13 protein-coding genes are annotated in these 12,383 nt (G+C 66.9%); 4 read left to right on the top strand and 9 right to left on the bottom strand.

Annotation, left to right across the window (positions count from 1 at the left end; genetic code table 11):
• Positions 1-107 precede the first annotated feature (107 nt).
• The 7 genes from ACWDUN_RS29915 to ACWDUN_RS29885 all read right to left on the bottom strand — a co-directional run bounded on the left by ACWDUN_RS29915 (position 108) and on the right by ACWDUN_RS29885 (position 5,701).
• Positions 108-683: a hypothetical protein gene (locus ACWDUN_RS29915; protein ID WP_449934543.1), complete on the bottom strand. Its 576-nt coding sequence runs from the start codon at positions 681-683 to the stop codon at positions 108-110.
• A gap of 6 nt (positions 684-689) precedes the next feature.
• A complete protein-coding gene (locus ACWDUN_RS29910) occupies positions 690-3,644 on the bottom strand; it encodes a hypothetical protein (RefSeq protein WP_449934541.1) in 2,955 nt (984 codons plus the stop codon).
• A gap of 260 nt (positions 3,645-3,904) precedes the next feature.
• Positions 3,905-4,159, bottom strand: a complete 255-nt coding sequence (locus ACWDUN_RS29905) for a hypothetical protein (RefSeq protein WP_449934538.1) — start codon at positions 4,157-4,159, stop codon at positions 3,905-3,907.
• Positions 4,160-4,170: 11 nt separating this feature from the next.
• A complete protein-coding gene (locus ACWDUN_RS29900) occupies positions 4,171-4,476 on the bottom strand; it encodes a hypothetical protein (protein WP_449934536.1) in 306 nt (101 codons plus the stop codon).
• Between the two features lie 36 nt (positions 4,477-4,512).
• Positions 4,513-4,965, bottom strand: a complete 453-nt coding sequence (ssb, locus tag ACWDUN_RS29895) for a single-stranded DNA-binding protein (protein WP_449934535.1) — start codon at positions 4,963-4,965, stop codon at positions 4,513-4,515.
• Positions 4,962-5,318 (bottom strand): RRQRL motif-containing zinc-binding protein, encoded by a 357-nt coding sequence (locus ACWDUN_RS29890; RefSeq protein WP_449934531.1) that lies wholly within the window; start codon positions 5,316-5,318, stop codon positions 4,962-4,964. Before ACWDUN_RS29890 ends, ssb begins: the two co-directional genes overlap by 4 nt.
• Before the next feature lie 71 nt (positions 5,319-5,389).
• Entirely contained in the window at positions 5,390-5,701 is a 312-nt protein-coding gene (locus ACWDUN_RS29885) for a hypothetical protein (protein ID WP_449934530.1), read from the bottom strand.
• A gap of 166 nt (positions 5,702-5,867) precedes the next feature.
• On the opposite strand from ACWDUN_RS29885, the gene ACWDUN_RS29880 reads away from it, so the two are divergent.
• The 4 genes from ACWDUN_RS29880 to ACWDUN_RS29865 all read left to right on the top strand — a co-directional run bounded on the left by ACWDUN_RS29880 (position 5,868) and on the right by ACWDUN_RS29865 (position 10,366).
• Entirely contained in the window at positions 5,868-6,068 is a 201-nt protein-coding gene (locus ACWDUN_RS29880; protein ID WP_449934528.1) for a hypothetical protein, read from the top strand.
• Between the two features lie 64 nt (positions 6,069-6,132).
• A complete protein-coding gene (locus ACWDUN_RS29875) occupies positions 6,133-6,906 on the top strand; it encodes a hypothetical protein (RefSeq protein ID WP_449934527.1) in 774 nt (257 codons plus the stop codon).
• Positions 6,891-8,798 carry an FtsK/SpoIIIE domain-containing protein gene (locus ACWDUN_RS29870; protein ID WP_449934525.1) on the top strand — a complete coding sequence of 636 codons (1,908 nt, stop codon included), beginning with the start codon at positions 6,891-6,893 and terminating at the stop codon, positions 8,796-8,798. Before ACWDUN_RS29875 ends, ACWDUN_RS29870 begins: the two co-directional genes overlap by 16 nt.
• Positions 8,799-8,911: 113 nt before the next feature.
• Positions 8,912-10,366, top strand: coding sequence for a hypothetical protein (locus tag ACWDUN_RS29865; RefSeq protein WP_449934523.1), 1,455 nt, complete (start codon positions 8,912-8,914; stop codon positions 10,364-10,366).
• 84 nt (positions 10,367-10,450) lie between these two features.
• Here ACWDUN_RS29865 and ACWDUN_RS29860 read toward each other — a convergent pair whose 3' ends face one another.
• Positions 10,451-11,602, bottom strand: a complete 1,152-nt coding sequence (locus ACWDUN_RS29860; RefSeq protein WP_449934521.1) for a hypothetical protein — start codon at positions 11,600-11,602, stop codon at positions 10,451-10,453.
• Complete coding sequence (locus ACWDUN_RS29855) at positions 11,599-11,931, bottom strand: hypothetical protein (RefSeq protein ID WP_449934519.1); 333 nt, start codon at positions 11,929-11,931, stop codon at positions 11,599-11,601. The genes ACWDUN_RS29860 and ACWDUN_RS29855 overlap by 4 nt, the downstream gene beginning before the upstream one ends.
• Between the last annotated feature and the right edge of the window lie 452 nt (positions 11,932-12,383).

Raw genomic sequence — 12,383 nt, 5'->3', positions numbered from 1 at the left:
GCTCGCCCATCACGCGCGATGCGCGCTCGCCGCTGGTGGTGGTCGCCAGGCGGGCGGCGGTGGTGAGCGATTCCAGCGCTTGCCGCAATGCCCTGGATGGAGCTGTATCAGGCTCCGAACCCGATGTGACTGACCGATTCGTAGGCGTGCCAGTCGGTTCCAAGGCTGTCAGCTGCGAGGTGCTGCCATGTGCTGTTCATGGCGTCGAGATCCTTCGCGGCCCATTGGTCGATGAGCTGGTGCCAGTCGGCCGGGCGGACGTTCACCTTCCGGACGCGCAGGTCTCGTTGCTGTTCGACCGGCACGCCGGTTTGGTCGATCGGATGGATCTCTATCCGGGTGCCGCGTCCGTTGTTGTCGAGCCGCTTTCTCAGCGAGGCGGCCATGTTCCGGTTGTGCAGATCGGTATAGGCCGCTTCGATCTTCGCGAGATTGGCCTTGTTCGGTGTTTGCTCCTCGGCCAGCCAGGCCATGAACGTGCGGGCGGTGACATCGATTCCGGCCTGGTTCATGGCGTCATATCCAGCCGATGATTTGGTCAGGTACCGCAGCCTCGCGGAGAGCCCGCGGTCGGTGGTGACCGGGGATTTGACCCCTTCGGCCAGCTCGGTAAGCCGGTCGGAGATGGCCTGCCCGCCGGGGATGCCCTTCGCTCCGGACCCGCCGGTGATCTTCCCACCCATTCCCGATCACCGACCCGATCCGGCGCGGTAGGTGTCGCCCTTGGGCTTCATCTGGCCCAGGCCCCGACCCTCCGGCCAGACCTGACGCCAATCACCGGCGATGTGCAGCTCGTCCACACCGGTGAGGCGGTGTACCCACAGTCCGGCGGTGTGGGCCTTGTGCGCCCGCCGCCACAGGTTGGCATGGGCCTGTGCCCGGATGATGTGGCCCCAATCGGTGCGCTCCAGATCGTGGTTGTACCGGCTCGACTTGGCCATCGTCGAGACGAACTTCGAATACATGGCCTTGATGTAGTCCAGGGCCACCTCGTCACTGCGTTCGATGGCCTCTGCCCGGGCATCACGCAGGGTCTCCTTGAGGGCGCGCAGCAGGTTCTCGCTCGCGCCGCTGGTCCAGGACTGGTGGATGGTCGGGGCCGGGCACAGTGCGCCGTATCGGTCGGTGGACAAGTCCATGAGCAGTTGGAGCGTCGGCCGGGTCACCCACACTGGCCCGGGGGCGCTGCGTGATCCGAGAGGGTTGGGCAACTGGTCGTGGTCCCAGACCACGGGGTCGATCTCGTAGAGCCCCGAGCGGTTGCGGTCGAATTCGCCGCTGTCGTCGTGCTGGAGTTGCCCGATAGGCAGGTGGGTTGTCATCGCGGACAGGTAGGCGGCGTTGACGTCCAACGGCTGGATCTCGGCATCGGCCGGGGTGTGGGGGTTGGTCCACTTGGGCCGCGCTTCCCAGATGGCGTTGGCGGCACCCTTGGCCGGTTTCCGCAGGATCTCCGGCTCTGCGGGGTGGGCGGTGTGGTCGTAGCGGGCATCGGCCCGGGTGGCATCGAACAAGGCCATCGCGTCCGGGATCGCTGTGGAGATCAACGCTTGAGTCGCGGCCTGGGCGTCACCGTCGGCATCGGCGAGCGCGGCGGCAACACGGTCGCCGATGAAGGACCGATGGGCGCTGTCCCCGTTTTTTGCTAAGGGATGCATTTTCTCAGGTACCACAGGTACCGCAGGTACCGCGCTGGGTTTGCGCTGGTCAGGGGCATGAAATCCGGTACCTTTGCCGGTACCTTTGCCAGGTACCTCTGAGGTACCGGGCACAGTTTCGGAGGTACCGGGCTCGGTTTCCATGACAGCGACGCTCATCCAGAGCCGCCGCGGCCGGCCTTCTCCGATCCGAATCGGGTGGGTGTGGCGGACCTGACTGGTGTTGTTTCGGGTCTGGATGACTCCAGCCTCGCCCAGTCGGTCGTTGAGTGCGCGGTCATCGAGCCCCAGGGGCTCGGCCCCTGCCATCTTGTTCAGGAGTTCGTGGGTCGCCTTCGGGATCAGGTACAGGGTGCGGCCGTCGTCGGACAGATTGCCGAGCATGAGCCCGCGACGCTGACTGTCGGGACCGCCCCCGAACCCGGTTCCGAGGTTCTCCCACCCCCAGCGGGTCGAGTCCTCGGGCGCGCCCCCGGTCATGGATTCCAAGTGCGCTTGCTTGCTGTCGAACGCCTCTCGCAGCAGTTCGACCCATCGGGTCACGGGGTCGATCTCGACGCGTCCGGCGGCGGCGGCGGAGTCCACCGACACCAGCGCGAGGTCGGCTTGCTCGTAGAGGGCTTCGGCCTGGTCCTGGTCGATGGCCCCGACGCTCCAGGCGTAGTGCAGCAGCGTTTCGGCGGTGAGCAACAGGTGCGCCAGGTGGCTGGCCGAGCGTCCGCGCCCCTCGGTGACCAGTTCACTGCGCAGTTCGGCCCACCGCTTGCGGTGTCCGTCGAGATCCCCCGCCTCGAATCGCTGGGCCAGGTGGCGGATGAATCCGGCCATGGCCGTGGTGTAGACGCCCGCTTCGGCCTGGGCCGTGATGTGGTTGAGCTGGGTTTTGTCGACCTGCCCTTTGCTCAGGCCCACGATGAAGCTGCGATTCTCGGCGCTGGGCACCTTGAACCGCAGCTCAGCAGTGACCAAGGCGAAGCCGCGGGGCGGGCGGTCCTTCCGGTCCCCGCCGGATCGCGATCCCCGGCCGCGCGCTGAGCCGTTGGCGGCGGATCGGGCCAGGTACTCGAACCTTTCGGCGATATCGTTTGCTTCGCGCCGGTTCGAGGCGGGGTGCGCGTCGTCGATGACTTGAAGGGCGTTCTTCGCGCCGTGGGCGTAGGTCTCCAGCGATACCCGGGTGCTGCTGAAGTTCTGGGGGAACGGGTCCAACAAGCTGCGCGGGCTGTAGTGGGACAGGCCGATTCCGGCGAGCACCGATTTGCAGGTGTCGGACGGTCCGTACAGCACGCCGAGGAAATCCGGGCGCGGTGCGGCGAGTTCCATGACCGGGAGGTAGGTCATGAGCAGCAGCGGCCACATCACCTCGGGCGGTGCCAGATTCAACAGGTCCAGGGAGGCGTGTACGGCGTCGCGCTCCTGGTCGCCGGTGGGCGGGGCGGGCAGTGAGTAGGTGCCGATGCGCGGCCCGAGTTCGAGTGCGTATCCGGGGACCGGGCCATCGGCGCCGATGCACGCGCCGCCGGTGAGGTAGACCGGGCGTCCGTCGCGTTCGGTCCATCCGGTGTGGCGGTGCAGGGGAGTGACCTTGTGTTCCTCAGCCAGGCGCAGCACGGCGTCGGCCAGCACGTTCACCATGCCCCGGGACGCGACGCCGGATACTGCGAACTCGGCCCATACGTCGCCGGTCAGCACCTGCCGGTGGGTTACTCGGGTCTGTTCGTCCCCGCCGACCGAGACCGTGTACAGCTTGCGGTCTTGCAGGTCGTCTTCATCGAGGTCGACCATGACCTCGTGGACCTGGGGGACGAACGGGAGTACGGCCCGCTTGACGGTCTCGCCGTCTTTGTTCTGGCTGGTCTTGGCGATCACGCCGGATTTCCGGTCGAGCTTGTACCGGTTGCCGCCAGAGAAGAACGTCAGGGTCTCGGCGTCGTCGGCCGCAGCGGTGCCGTTCGGGAACGGGACCACGTTGTTGGGTGTGCTCATTGCCCCTCAAGGTCTCGGGGCGAATCTCCCGAGGGTGATCAGCTGTCCGGCTGTGTCGTGTCTTGTCGACGCCTGTCCGGACCCTGCTGTATCGTCATCCCTCGAAAGCTTCGCTCTTTCGGTTGAAGAGAAACCCGCCCAGGTTGACAAGCCTTTTGAGGGCGGGTTTTCTCGTTGTGTGGACACTCTTGCTGTCCGGTGGGGGAATCCGAGTGATCGACACGCGGTTTACCGGGATTCCCCATTGCTGGTGTGGATTGCTACAGGTCGACGGACGTATTCGGTCCAGCGACCCCGAACCGGGCGGCGGTGCGGGCACGCTCCCCGGCGCGCAGCTCGATCAGGGTTTCCACGGCCATGAATGCGCGGTCGAACTGCTCGCCCATCACGCGCGATGCGCGCTCGCCGCTGGTGGTGGTCGCCAGGCGGGCGGCGGTGGTGAGCGATTCCAGCGCTTGCCGCAATGCCCTGTCGGCTGTGAGTTCCTGCTCTGGGGTGGTGTTTTCGGTCGTCATCGGTGTTCCTTTCACAGCCAGTGGCCGGGGACGAATTGGTACTGGTCGGCGATGGTGTCGGGGTCGCTGCCGTCGATCTCGAGGCAGGCCGGGCAGAACGGGCTGAGCGGGTAGGGCTGCACGTCCGGCCGGTCCGGATCGCCCCACATGACCTCACCGCACAGAGCGCGCGGCGCGTACGGGAACAGCCGCGGCGAGATCCGGGACAGGAACACGATCACCGATTCCCACCAACCCCTCACCAGGTGAATGACCTCCGGCGATTCCAGGGCCGAAGCGGGATCGTAGACCAACTCGCGGGTTGTGCTGTCGTTCAAGGCGTTTCACTCTCTCTCGGTTGTGGGGATTCTGGCTCAGAACGGAGGCGGGGTCTGGCCCTGTCCGGCCCCGGCGTCGGCCTTGGGGCTGGACCCGTTGCCGCCCGGCTCTCCAGCGGTGCGGGTGATGCGCTTGACGGCGACCTGAGCGAATTTCATCGAGGCGGCTACCTCGTCGGCGTCGAGCTCGTAGATGGTGTGGCGCTGCTTGTTCTCGTCCTCCCAGCTGCGCTGGGTGAGAATGCCGGTGACCGTGATCCGGGTGCCCTTGCTCAGCCGGGACTCGGCGATGTTCTCGGCCTGGTCGCGCCAGACCCGGACGCGCATGAACAGGGCCTGTCCGTCTTCCCATTTGCCGCTCTGCTGGCTGTACACGCGAGGGGTGGACGCGACGGTGAAATTGGCGACGGCGTTCCCGTTCGGGGTGAACTTCAATTCGGGTTCGGCGACCAGGTTGCCCGTGATGGTCATCGTGACTTTGCCGTTCATGGGTGGTGCTCCTCTGCTGGGTCGGCCCAGAACGGGCCGGGATCGGTGATGGTGTCGAGGTCGGCGCGGTCGATGCCGCGCCGTTCTGCTGCTCGTAACTGCCGCTCGCGGGTGGCCTTCGCGCACGCGGCCAACGTCGCGGGCGAGGGCTTGCGCTTCGGCGCGGCGAGGTTGATGTCGTACAGGTAGGCGACCTGTACCCGACCGTGCCGCCGGAACGGGATGCGTCCGGCGATGTCCTGCCCGTTCGGGCGCAGTCCTACAGCGGCGAGTTGCCGACGAGTCTTCAGATGGGTTGGTGCGCAACGCCATCGGTAGACACCGGCGGGACGTTCGTCGCTCGGTTTGGTCATGGCGGGGTCCAATCGGGAAAGATGAGCGAGAGGCACCTGCCAGGTTGGGACTGGCAGGTGCCTCTCGTTTTTCAGCGGATGCGGAACGCCTTGGCGCGGACGGTCGGGGCGTCGATGCGCGAGGCCAGGACTTTGCGTGCCGTGCGGGAGATGAGGCAGTCGCTGCCGCACTTGCCGTGGCTCTCCATGACGTTGCGGGCCTCGGCGACGGTCAGCCGCCCGGGGTCGGTGCAGTCCCACGGCGTGATGCGCCAGTCATCGGTCATCGGGTGATAGCCCAGCGTGCGAGTGGGCTTACCTCCCTTGATGAGACGGAGCAGGACCGAAGTCTTGCTGTCGCGGGGGAAGTCGTCGGGGGCTGTGAGGGTGGTCGCGGTGGACATCAGTTTCCTTCCTCTATGTGCTAACACCTATCACATGTGTTAGCATCTGATATAGATGTTAGCACCTAGAAGGGTGGAAAGCGAGAGATGAGAACAGATGACACTCACGTCGGATCACGGCCGTCACAGATGCCATCACCTGATGCCACATGGGACGATGGCGTCTATGGAAACGCCTCCAAGACGACAGCAGCACCAATTCGCGTTCCGTTTGAAGGAACAAGCGGCCGAGGCGTTTCGCGCGAAGCTCTCCACAGAGTTCGTTCGACAGCAGGACGTTCTGGAAACACTGGCAGCGGCTTGGGTGACCGGCCGACTGGACATCAGAGCATTGCGCGAGGAACTGTCAGGCAGCGGATTGCTGTAACCTCTCAGCGCTTTTGTGGCGCGCTCTCGGCCGCCGTCCGCGCCGATATGGTGGGGGCGGTCCGATGAGCCCGCAGCGTGACCCGTGGACGGGTAAGGACACCGCTCAGTGCGTCGGTATGGCGGCGTTGATGGCTGGTGGCTTGTTGGCGTGCACGGACAATCTGTCGATCGACGACATGAGCGGCTACGCCCGGACTGCGCAGGATCTCGTGTTGCCGGTCGCGGCCGGTGTCGGTGGTGCGATGCTCGCGGTGGGCGTGCTGTTGCTGGCGATTCGGCATCTGCGGGTGTGGCTGGTCGCGGCGATGCGCGCTGTGTGGCTGTACCGGCGGCGCTGGGCTTCGGTGCTTGCCGGTCTCGGGCTGACCGAGACCGAGGGTGATCGGGTCCGGGTGCCGCGTCTGGTGTCGGTGGTTCGGTACGGCACCGATGATGTGGTGACGGTGCGGATGCTGCCGGGACAGTCGGCAGTGGCTTGGCATGAGAATTCCGCCGCGCTGGCTGAGGAGTTCGGTGCGCGCTCGGCGAAGGTGTCCTTCGGCCTGAACCGGCACCGCGAGGTGGTCATCGTGTTCGACCGCGCGCCGAACCCGCGTGGCCCACTGCTGGCGCTGGAGGCCCGCAAGCCGCACCCGTTGCCGCTGGCTCTGCCGGATGCTGCGCAGCGACAGGCGAATCCGAGGTACGCGATCAGCGTGCGTGGGGTGCAGCTGCGAATCGTGTGGGCGCGGGTGCGGCGTATCAATGAGAATGATCGAACTGGAGTTCGTGCCGCTGGTCGTGCGCGGTATGGGCTGGCGGGTGAAATGAGGTGGGCGACATGGCAGGCGGCCTGAATCTGAACAAGGCGACGTCGCCGGGTGGCGCGCTCGCGGTGGGGGTGGGGCTCGGGACTCCGGTGGCGGTGGTCGGCTCGATGTTCGCCTACAAGGTCCTCGAAAACCTGGGAATGGACGGCCGGGCCGCTCCGGTCGGGATGGTCGTGGCGGCGGGCTCGGTCGGCGGTGTGTGGGTGGCGTCGAAGGTGGCGCGCAACCGTGCCGAACGCCGTGACATCGAGCGCCGTCACGCGGAGTGGGAGCAGTTCACCTGCTGGTTTCATCCCCGTTTGGGTGAGGCGTTGTACCGGTTGTCCGATCCGTTCGCGGCGATGATGTGCTGGACCGGGGAGCAGGTGCGTCTGGGGCGGCCGGAGAACCGGGCGACCGGGGACCCGGGGGAGTGGCCGGTGTTGTTGCCGTTCACCGGGCAGGATCTGCCGCCGGGGGTGAGGGTGGTCAACGAGGGGCTGTGGTTGCAGATGCCTGACGGGTTGATCCTGCCGAACCGGGGGATCGTGCCGACGGCGGCCGGTGCCCGGATTCAGTTGCAGATGCCCGAGGGTGGATGGTCGGAGCGGGAATTCGCCGCCCGGCTGCCCAATATCGCGTCGGCGCTGAAGGTGCCGCAGGTGCAGATCGTTGCCGTGGACAACCCGCGCCTGGTTCTGGATCTGCGGGTGGTCAACCCGCTGGCCGGGGTGGTGCGGTATCCGGGTCCGGAGCGCGTGTCGAGTGTCGAGCAGTTGATCGCGCTGTTGGATGGCGTGCGGGTCGGCATGCTCGATGACGGGGGCGAGAACCGGCTGCGGGTGCGCGGCAACCACATGCTGTTCTCCGGTTTGACCGGGTCGGGGAAATCCGGTGCGGTGCAGTCGTTGTTGTGCGGGCTGGCTCCGCTGATCCCGGCGGGGGTCCTGGAAGTCCACATGGTGGACCTGAAGCGGATGGAGATGGCTGCGGGGGCGCGGCTGTATGAGACGTGGTCGAAGACTCCGGCTGAGGCGCTGGTGGCGATTGCGCGGGTGGTCAACGTGCTGGGCGAGCGTCGTGACTCCTACGCCGAGCACGCCGAGCGCACCGGTGAACCGGTCCGCAAGCACATCCCGAAACCCGGGGACCCGCACTTGATGCTGGTCATCGAAGAGGTGATGGCGTTGCTGAAGATCCCCGGCAAGCAGCAGATCACCCTCACGCTGCCGGTGCGCGGGGATGACGGCGTGGTCCGTGACACCGTGGTCAAGGGCAAGGTTGTCGAGCTGGCCACCGAGATGCTCATCGAGCTGCTGACCCAGGCCCGCGCGGTGGGGATCTCGGTCGTGCTCACCACCCAGAACGCCGCCAAAGAGGTCCTGGAGCTGCTGCGGGATCTGGTGTCGCTGGTCATCGGTCTGCGCCAGGCCGGTCCGCAGCAGGAGCAGATGACCTTCGGGTACGGCGCCCGGGAACGTGGCGTGCGCTCGGTCGAGATCACCGCCGAGGAGGTCGGCACCGCGTTCATGCTGTGTGAGACCGGCGGCCCTGCCCAACGGGCACGGTTCTACCGGGTCGAGGACATCGACATCATGCAGACGGTGCGGCTGTTCGGCCGCCCGCCTGGTGTGCTGTCGCGGACCGAACTGGCCGCACAGTCCGCAGCACCCGCCGCCGCGAGTGAGGCGAGCCAGAGCGTCGCTGCGTCGTCTACCGACTCGGGTGGCAACGTGGTCGCGCTGCGCCCCGAAGAACGGCAGGAGACGCCGCTGCTGGGCCAGCTGGCCGACCAGCCGCCGGGCCGGTGCCTGTACTGCGGTGAGCCGATCGAACAGATTTCCGGCGGCCGCCCGGCGAAGTTCTGCCGCAACACCAATCATCGCCAGGAGTACCACCGGCTCAAGGCCCAACTGGAGAAGAAAGCGCAGGGCAGCTAGCGACCGATCCCCACCCCGGGGCCGCGTCGTCGCCGCCCTCCCCGACCCTCATTGATGCGCGCATGCGCTCATACGACAAAGCGCGCACGCGCGACCAGAACGGAGCAAACGACATGACCACCACCAACGGCACCGATATCGTCCCCCTCATGCACAACACCGGCGTCTCCCTGTGGACCCCCGGGGGACCCCACATCATCCACGCCCCCGGCGACACCACCCCCGACCTGTCCCACACCGGGACCGTGGGTACCCACACCGGCGGGCACACCGGGCCGGGGGCACTCCACACCCCGTCCCACACCGGGACCGTGGGTACCCACACCGGCGGGCACACCGGGCCGGGGGGAACCCCCGCCGACCAGGCCGTATCCCCCGTGGGTACCCACGGGGGACCCCACACCGGCCACGGCACCGACACCGTGGGTACCCACGACGACGCACCGGGAGGGAACGCCCCCATGCTCATCTCCGAGGTTCATCGGGCAGAGGTCGCCGCGCTCCCCCACAAGTCCGACCAGATCCGGCACATCTGCGCGATTCTCGGCCACTTCGACACCGCCGAGGTGCACCAGTGGCTGGAGGCCTGCGGGATCGAGGCCACTCGCAAGTACGTGAGCCGGATCGTCAACGAGTGGCGCGACGAAAACAAGATGGACAACACCGATTCGTTCCGGGCCCTGACCGAGGCCGATCTCGCCGCGCTCGACGCCCAGCACGGTACCGATCAACAGGGAGACGATTCCGTGGAAGTGCCGGCCGAATCGGAAGAGGTCGCCGCGGAGCTGGCCGCCCGCGTCCGGCAGGCCAACGCGCGCCTGTCATTGCAGGCCGATCCCGCGCTGACCGAAGTCCTGTCGGAGGCGGAACTGGCCGAGGAGCGCGAACTGGCCGAGAAGCGGCGCTCCACCCGCCGGGAGATCGAGCGGCGTCAGCTGGCGGCCGAGCTGGCCCGCGCCAAGCGGATGCAGGCCAACGAGGAGGCCATCGCCAAGTCCGAGGCATCCGATGCGCGCTGGCTGGAGCGGGCCCGGTCGAAAAAGCGTCGCCTCGTCTCCCCGGACGCCAAACTGGCCCAGCTCGTGCGCAACTCCGAATGGTCGTCGCGGGCCCTGATCGCGGCCGTGGCGGCCGGGATGATCTGGTCGGCGGTCAATGCCCAGAAGAACCTGGTGCCCACCGGCGACAAGTCCGACCCGTTGTACTGGCTGAGCTACTTCGTGGAGGCCATGATCTCGCTGCCGCTCATCGTCATCATGGTCGCTTCCACCACGGCCACCCGCTGGGGTCGCAAGGCCGCTCCGGAGGAGAAGCGGAAGATCATTGCGGTGGAGTTGGTTCTGCTGGCGATGACGCTCACGCTCAATGTCGGCAAGCACTTGACACCGCCGCAAGGCGTCGGCATCAACTGGATGGACGTGTTCAAGTTCGGTGTGGCCCCGGTGATGGTCGGCATTCTGCTCCAGGTGCACGCGGCGGTATCCGATCACTATGCCGGGCTCATTCTGGACTCGGACAAGGTCCCCACGGCCGCGCAGAGCGACGAAGAACCCGCCCAGGTGCACTGACCCACCCCTCACGCGAGAAAATGCCCCCGCCGATCGGCGGGGGCATTTCTATGCGCTCATACGCTCATGCGTAAATGAGCGCGCCTACTCCGGCGGCTGGTCCGGCGTGCGCTTGGCCCATGCGGGGGAGAGCATGACCACCGCCGGGTCGCCGGGGCCGAAGTCCAGGAATCCGGCCGCGTTCATGTGGTCGAGCGTGGCGGCGGCCGGTGTGGTCGCGTCCGCACTGGCGATCCGCCACCGCTGGCCGCCGACCTGGATCACTTCGCCGCGGTGGACACGACCGGCCATGTTTTCGAGCACGTCGGCGGTGATGGGCGGTGCCGCCTTGCGGCGAGGCTGCGCGGCCGGTACGTCGCGTACGGGTTCGGTGCGGGTCGCGGCGAACGCGGCGACCAACTTGTCGTAGCGCTCTTCGGAGGTCCGGCGTACCTCGGCGATCTCGGCGCGGTGGCGCGCCTCCGCGTCGCTGAGCGCCCGTTCCAGCTCCGCGATGCGCGCTTTCGCTTCGGTGAGCTGACCCTCCGTGGTCAGCCGGGCTTCGCGCGCCTGACGGATCTCGTCCTCCGCGCGGTCGCGGGCCGCTTGCGCCTCCGCACGGTCGGACTCCAATCCGGCGCGCTCAGCATCGAGCGCTTCGGCCCGCTGCGCGCCTTCGCGCTCGACCTCGGCAACCCGTGCCTCGGCGTCGGCGCGGATGGCGTCCATCTCGGCCCGCGTCGCGACGACCCGACCGGCGATGAGCCGCGCCAGTTCGGCGAGGGCATCGACCGCAGATTCCGGCAGGGCGTCGGCGAGGTCGAGCACCGGCGCGGCCGGTGCCGCCGCGGCATCGGCGACCGGAGCCGCAACGGCCGGATTCGTTGCCGCCGAAGCAGTTTCGGACTTGAGCCGCCGACCGATCCCGCGCCGCGCCGCCTCCGCGTCGGCGAGGGCCTGCACGTCCTCGGGAGTCATCCCGAGCGTGCGGCGCGGGTACCCGGCGAGGTCGGACTTGTGACGCTTGTTGCCCTCCGTGCCGTGCTGGGCCTGCCAGTGCTCCTGACCCTCCTGCCCGCAGTACTTCGGAAGCCTGCCCTTGGCCTGGTTGGCGTAGACCACGTTTCCGCAGATCTGGCCCGGCCCGGTCGGGAAGATGCAGACCCCGCACGCCTCGCCGATCCCGAAGGTGTCGGTGTCGTAGGCTTCGCGCTCGACCGGCGCGGGGTCGGTGGTCGTCGTCTCGATGCTGGTCACTGCTCGTCCTCCTGTCCGCCGACGCCGAGAATCCACTCGAAGGCATCCATGCCGTCGATCGTCGGTACGCCGTCGCTGATCACGATGTCGCTCACATCCACGGTGAGCCCCGCCGACCGCGCCGACGCCAGCACTCCGGCGATGGTCTGCCCCTCCGGGGTGGACGGGCGCGCGTTCTGCTCCCAGTAGGAGCCGGGCAACACCGGCACCGGGTAGCCGTCCTGGTCGATCGGGCCGTGGTATCCGGCGTCGCGCAGGTCGAAAAACCTTCGGTCCGAAGCGGTTTCGGGATTGCCGTCCCAGCGGCGCGAGGTCTGCGGTTCGGTCATGGTCTGGGGTTCCCCTTCCTCGTGGTGTACCACTATCCTATTACAGAATACAAGGAAAGACAACAGGAAATGCACCGGAAAATGTCCCGGCTTCCCTTTCCGGTAGCGTAACACGCGGGCATCCGGTAGCGTTACGCCGGAATAATCGCAGGTCACAGCGTTTCGACACAGGATTACCAGAAAAATGTGCCGATGAGGTTGCAAAAACTGTGCGGCTGTGTGTATACTGGAATCATGAGAGAGAGCGAGCCACCCGGACCGAGCGGAAACCCCGCAGGTCAGCCCCGGAAAGCGGGGAGAAACCGGGAAAGGCGAGAGGGTTTACAGAATACAGGTTACATGTTACAGGTTGCGCTACAAGAAACGATATGGTAACGTTACACGTTACCGGCTACTAGTAGCCGGTGTGCGAATTCTCCGCGCCGGTGCTCCCGGTGTTCCGCACGGTGTAC

Source organism: Mycobacterium sp. NPDC003323 (genome assembly GCF_053589535.1).
The sequence above is the reverse complement of the archived record's forward strand: the minus strand, read 5'-3'. Positions and strand labels throughout refer to the sequence as shown.

Excerpts from the sequence above, each read along its gene's own strand:
- ACWDUN_RS29915 (WP_449934543.1), bottom strand. The coding sequence starts at position 683 with ATGGGTGGGAAGATCACCGGCGGGTCCGGAGCGAAGGGCATCCCCGGC.
- ACWDUN_RS29910 (WP_449934541.1), bottom strand. The coding sequence starts at position 3,644 with ATGAGCACACCCAACAACGTGGTCCCGTTCCCGAACGGCACCGCTGCG.
- ACWDUN_RS29905 (WP_449934538.1), bottom strand. The coding sequence starts at position 4,159 with ATGACGACCGAAAACACCACCCCAGAGCAGGAACTCACAGCCGACAGG.
- ssb (WP_449934535.1), bottom strand. The coding sequence starts at position 4,965 with ATGAACGGCAAAGTCACGATGACCATCACGGGCAACCTGGTCGCCGAA.
- ACWDUN_RS29890 (WP_449934531.1), bottom strand. The coding sequence starts at position 5,318 with ATGACCAAACCGAGCGACGAACGTCCCGCCGGTGTCTACCGATGGCGT.
- ACWDUN_RS29885 (WP_449934530.1), bottom strand. The coding sequence starts at position 5,701 with ATGTCCACCGCGACCACCCTCACAGCCCCCGACGACTTCCCCCGCGAC.
- ACWDUN_RS29880 (WP_449934528.1), top strand. The coding sequence starts at position 5,868 with ATGGAAACGCCTCCAAGACGACAGCAGCACCAATTCGCGTTCCGTTTG.
- ACWDUN_RS29875 (WP_449934527.1), top strand. The coding sequence starts at position 6,133 with ATGAGCCCGCAGCGTGACCCGTGGACGGGTAAGGACACCGCTCAGTGC.
- ACWDUN_RS29870 (WP_449934525.1), top strand. The coding sequence starts at position 6,891 with ATGGCAGGCGGCCTGAATCTGAACAAGGCGACGTCGCCGGGTGGCGCG.
- ACWDUN_RS29865 (WP_449934523.1), top strand. The coding sequence starts at position 8,912 with ATGACCACCACCAACGGCACCGATATCGTCCCCCTCATGCACAACACC.
- ACWDUN_RS29855 (WP_449934519.1), bottom strand. The coding sequence starts at position 11,931 with ATGACCGAACCGCAGACCTCGCGCCGCTGGGACGGCAATCCCGAAACC.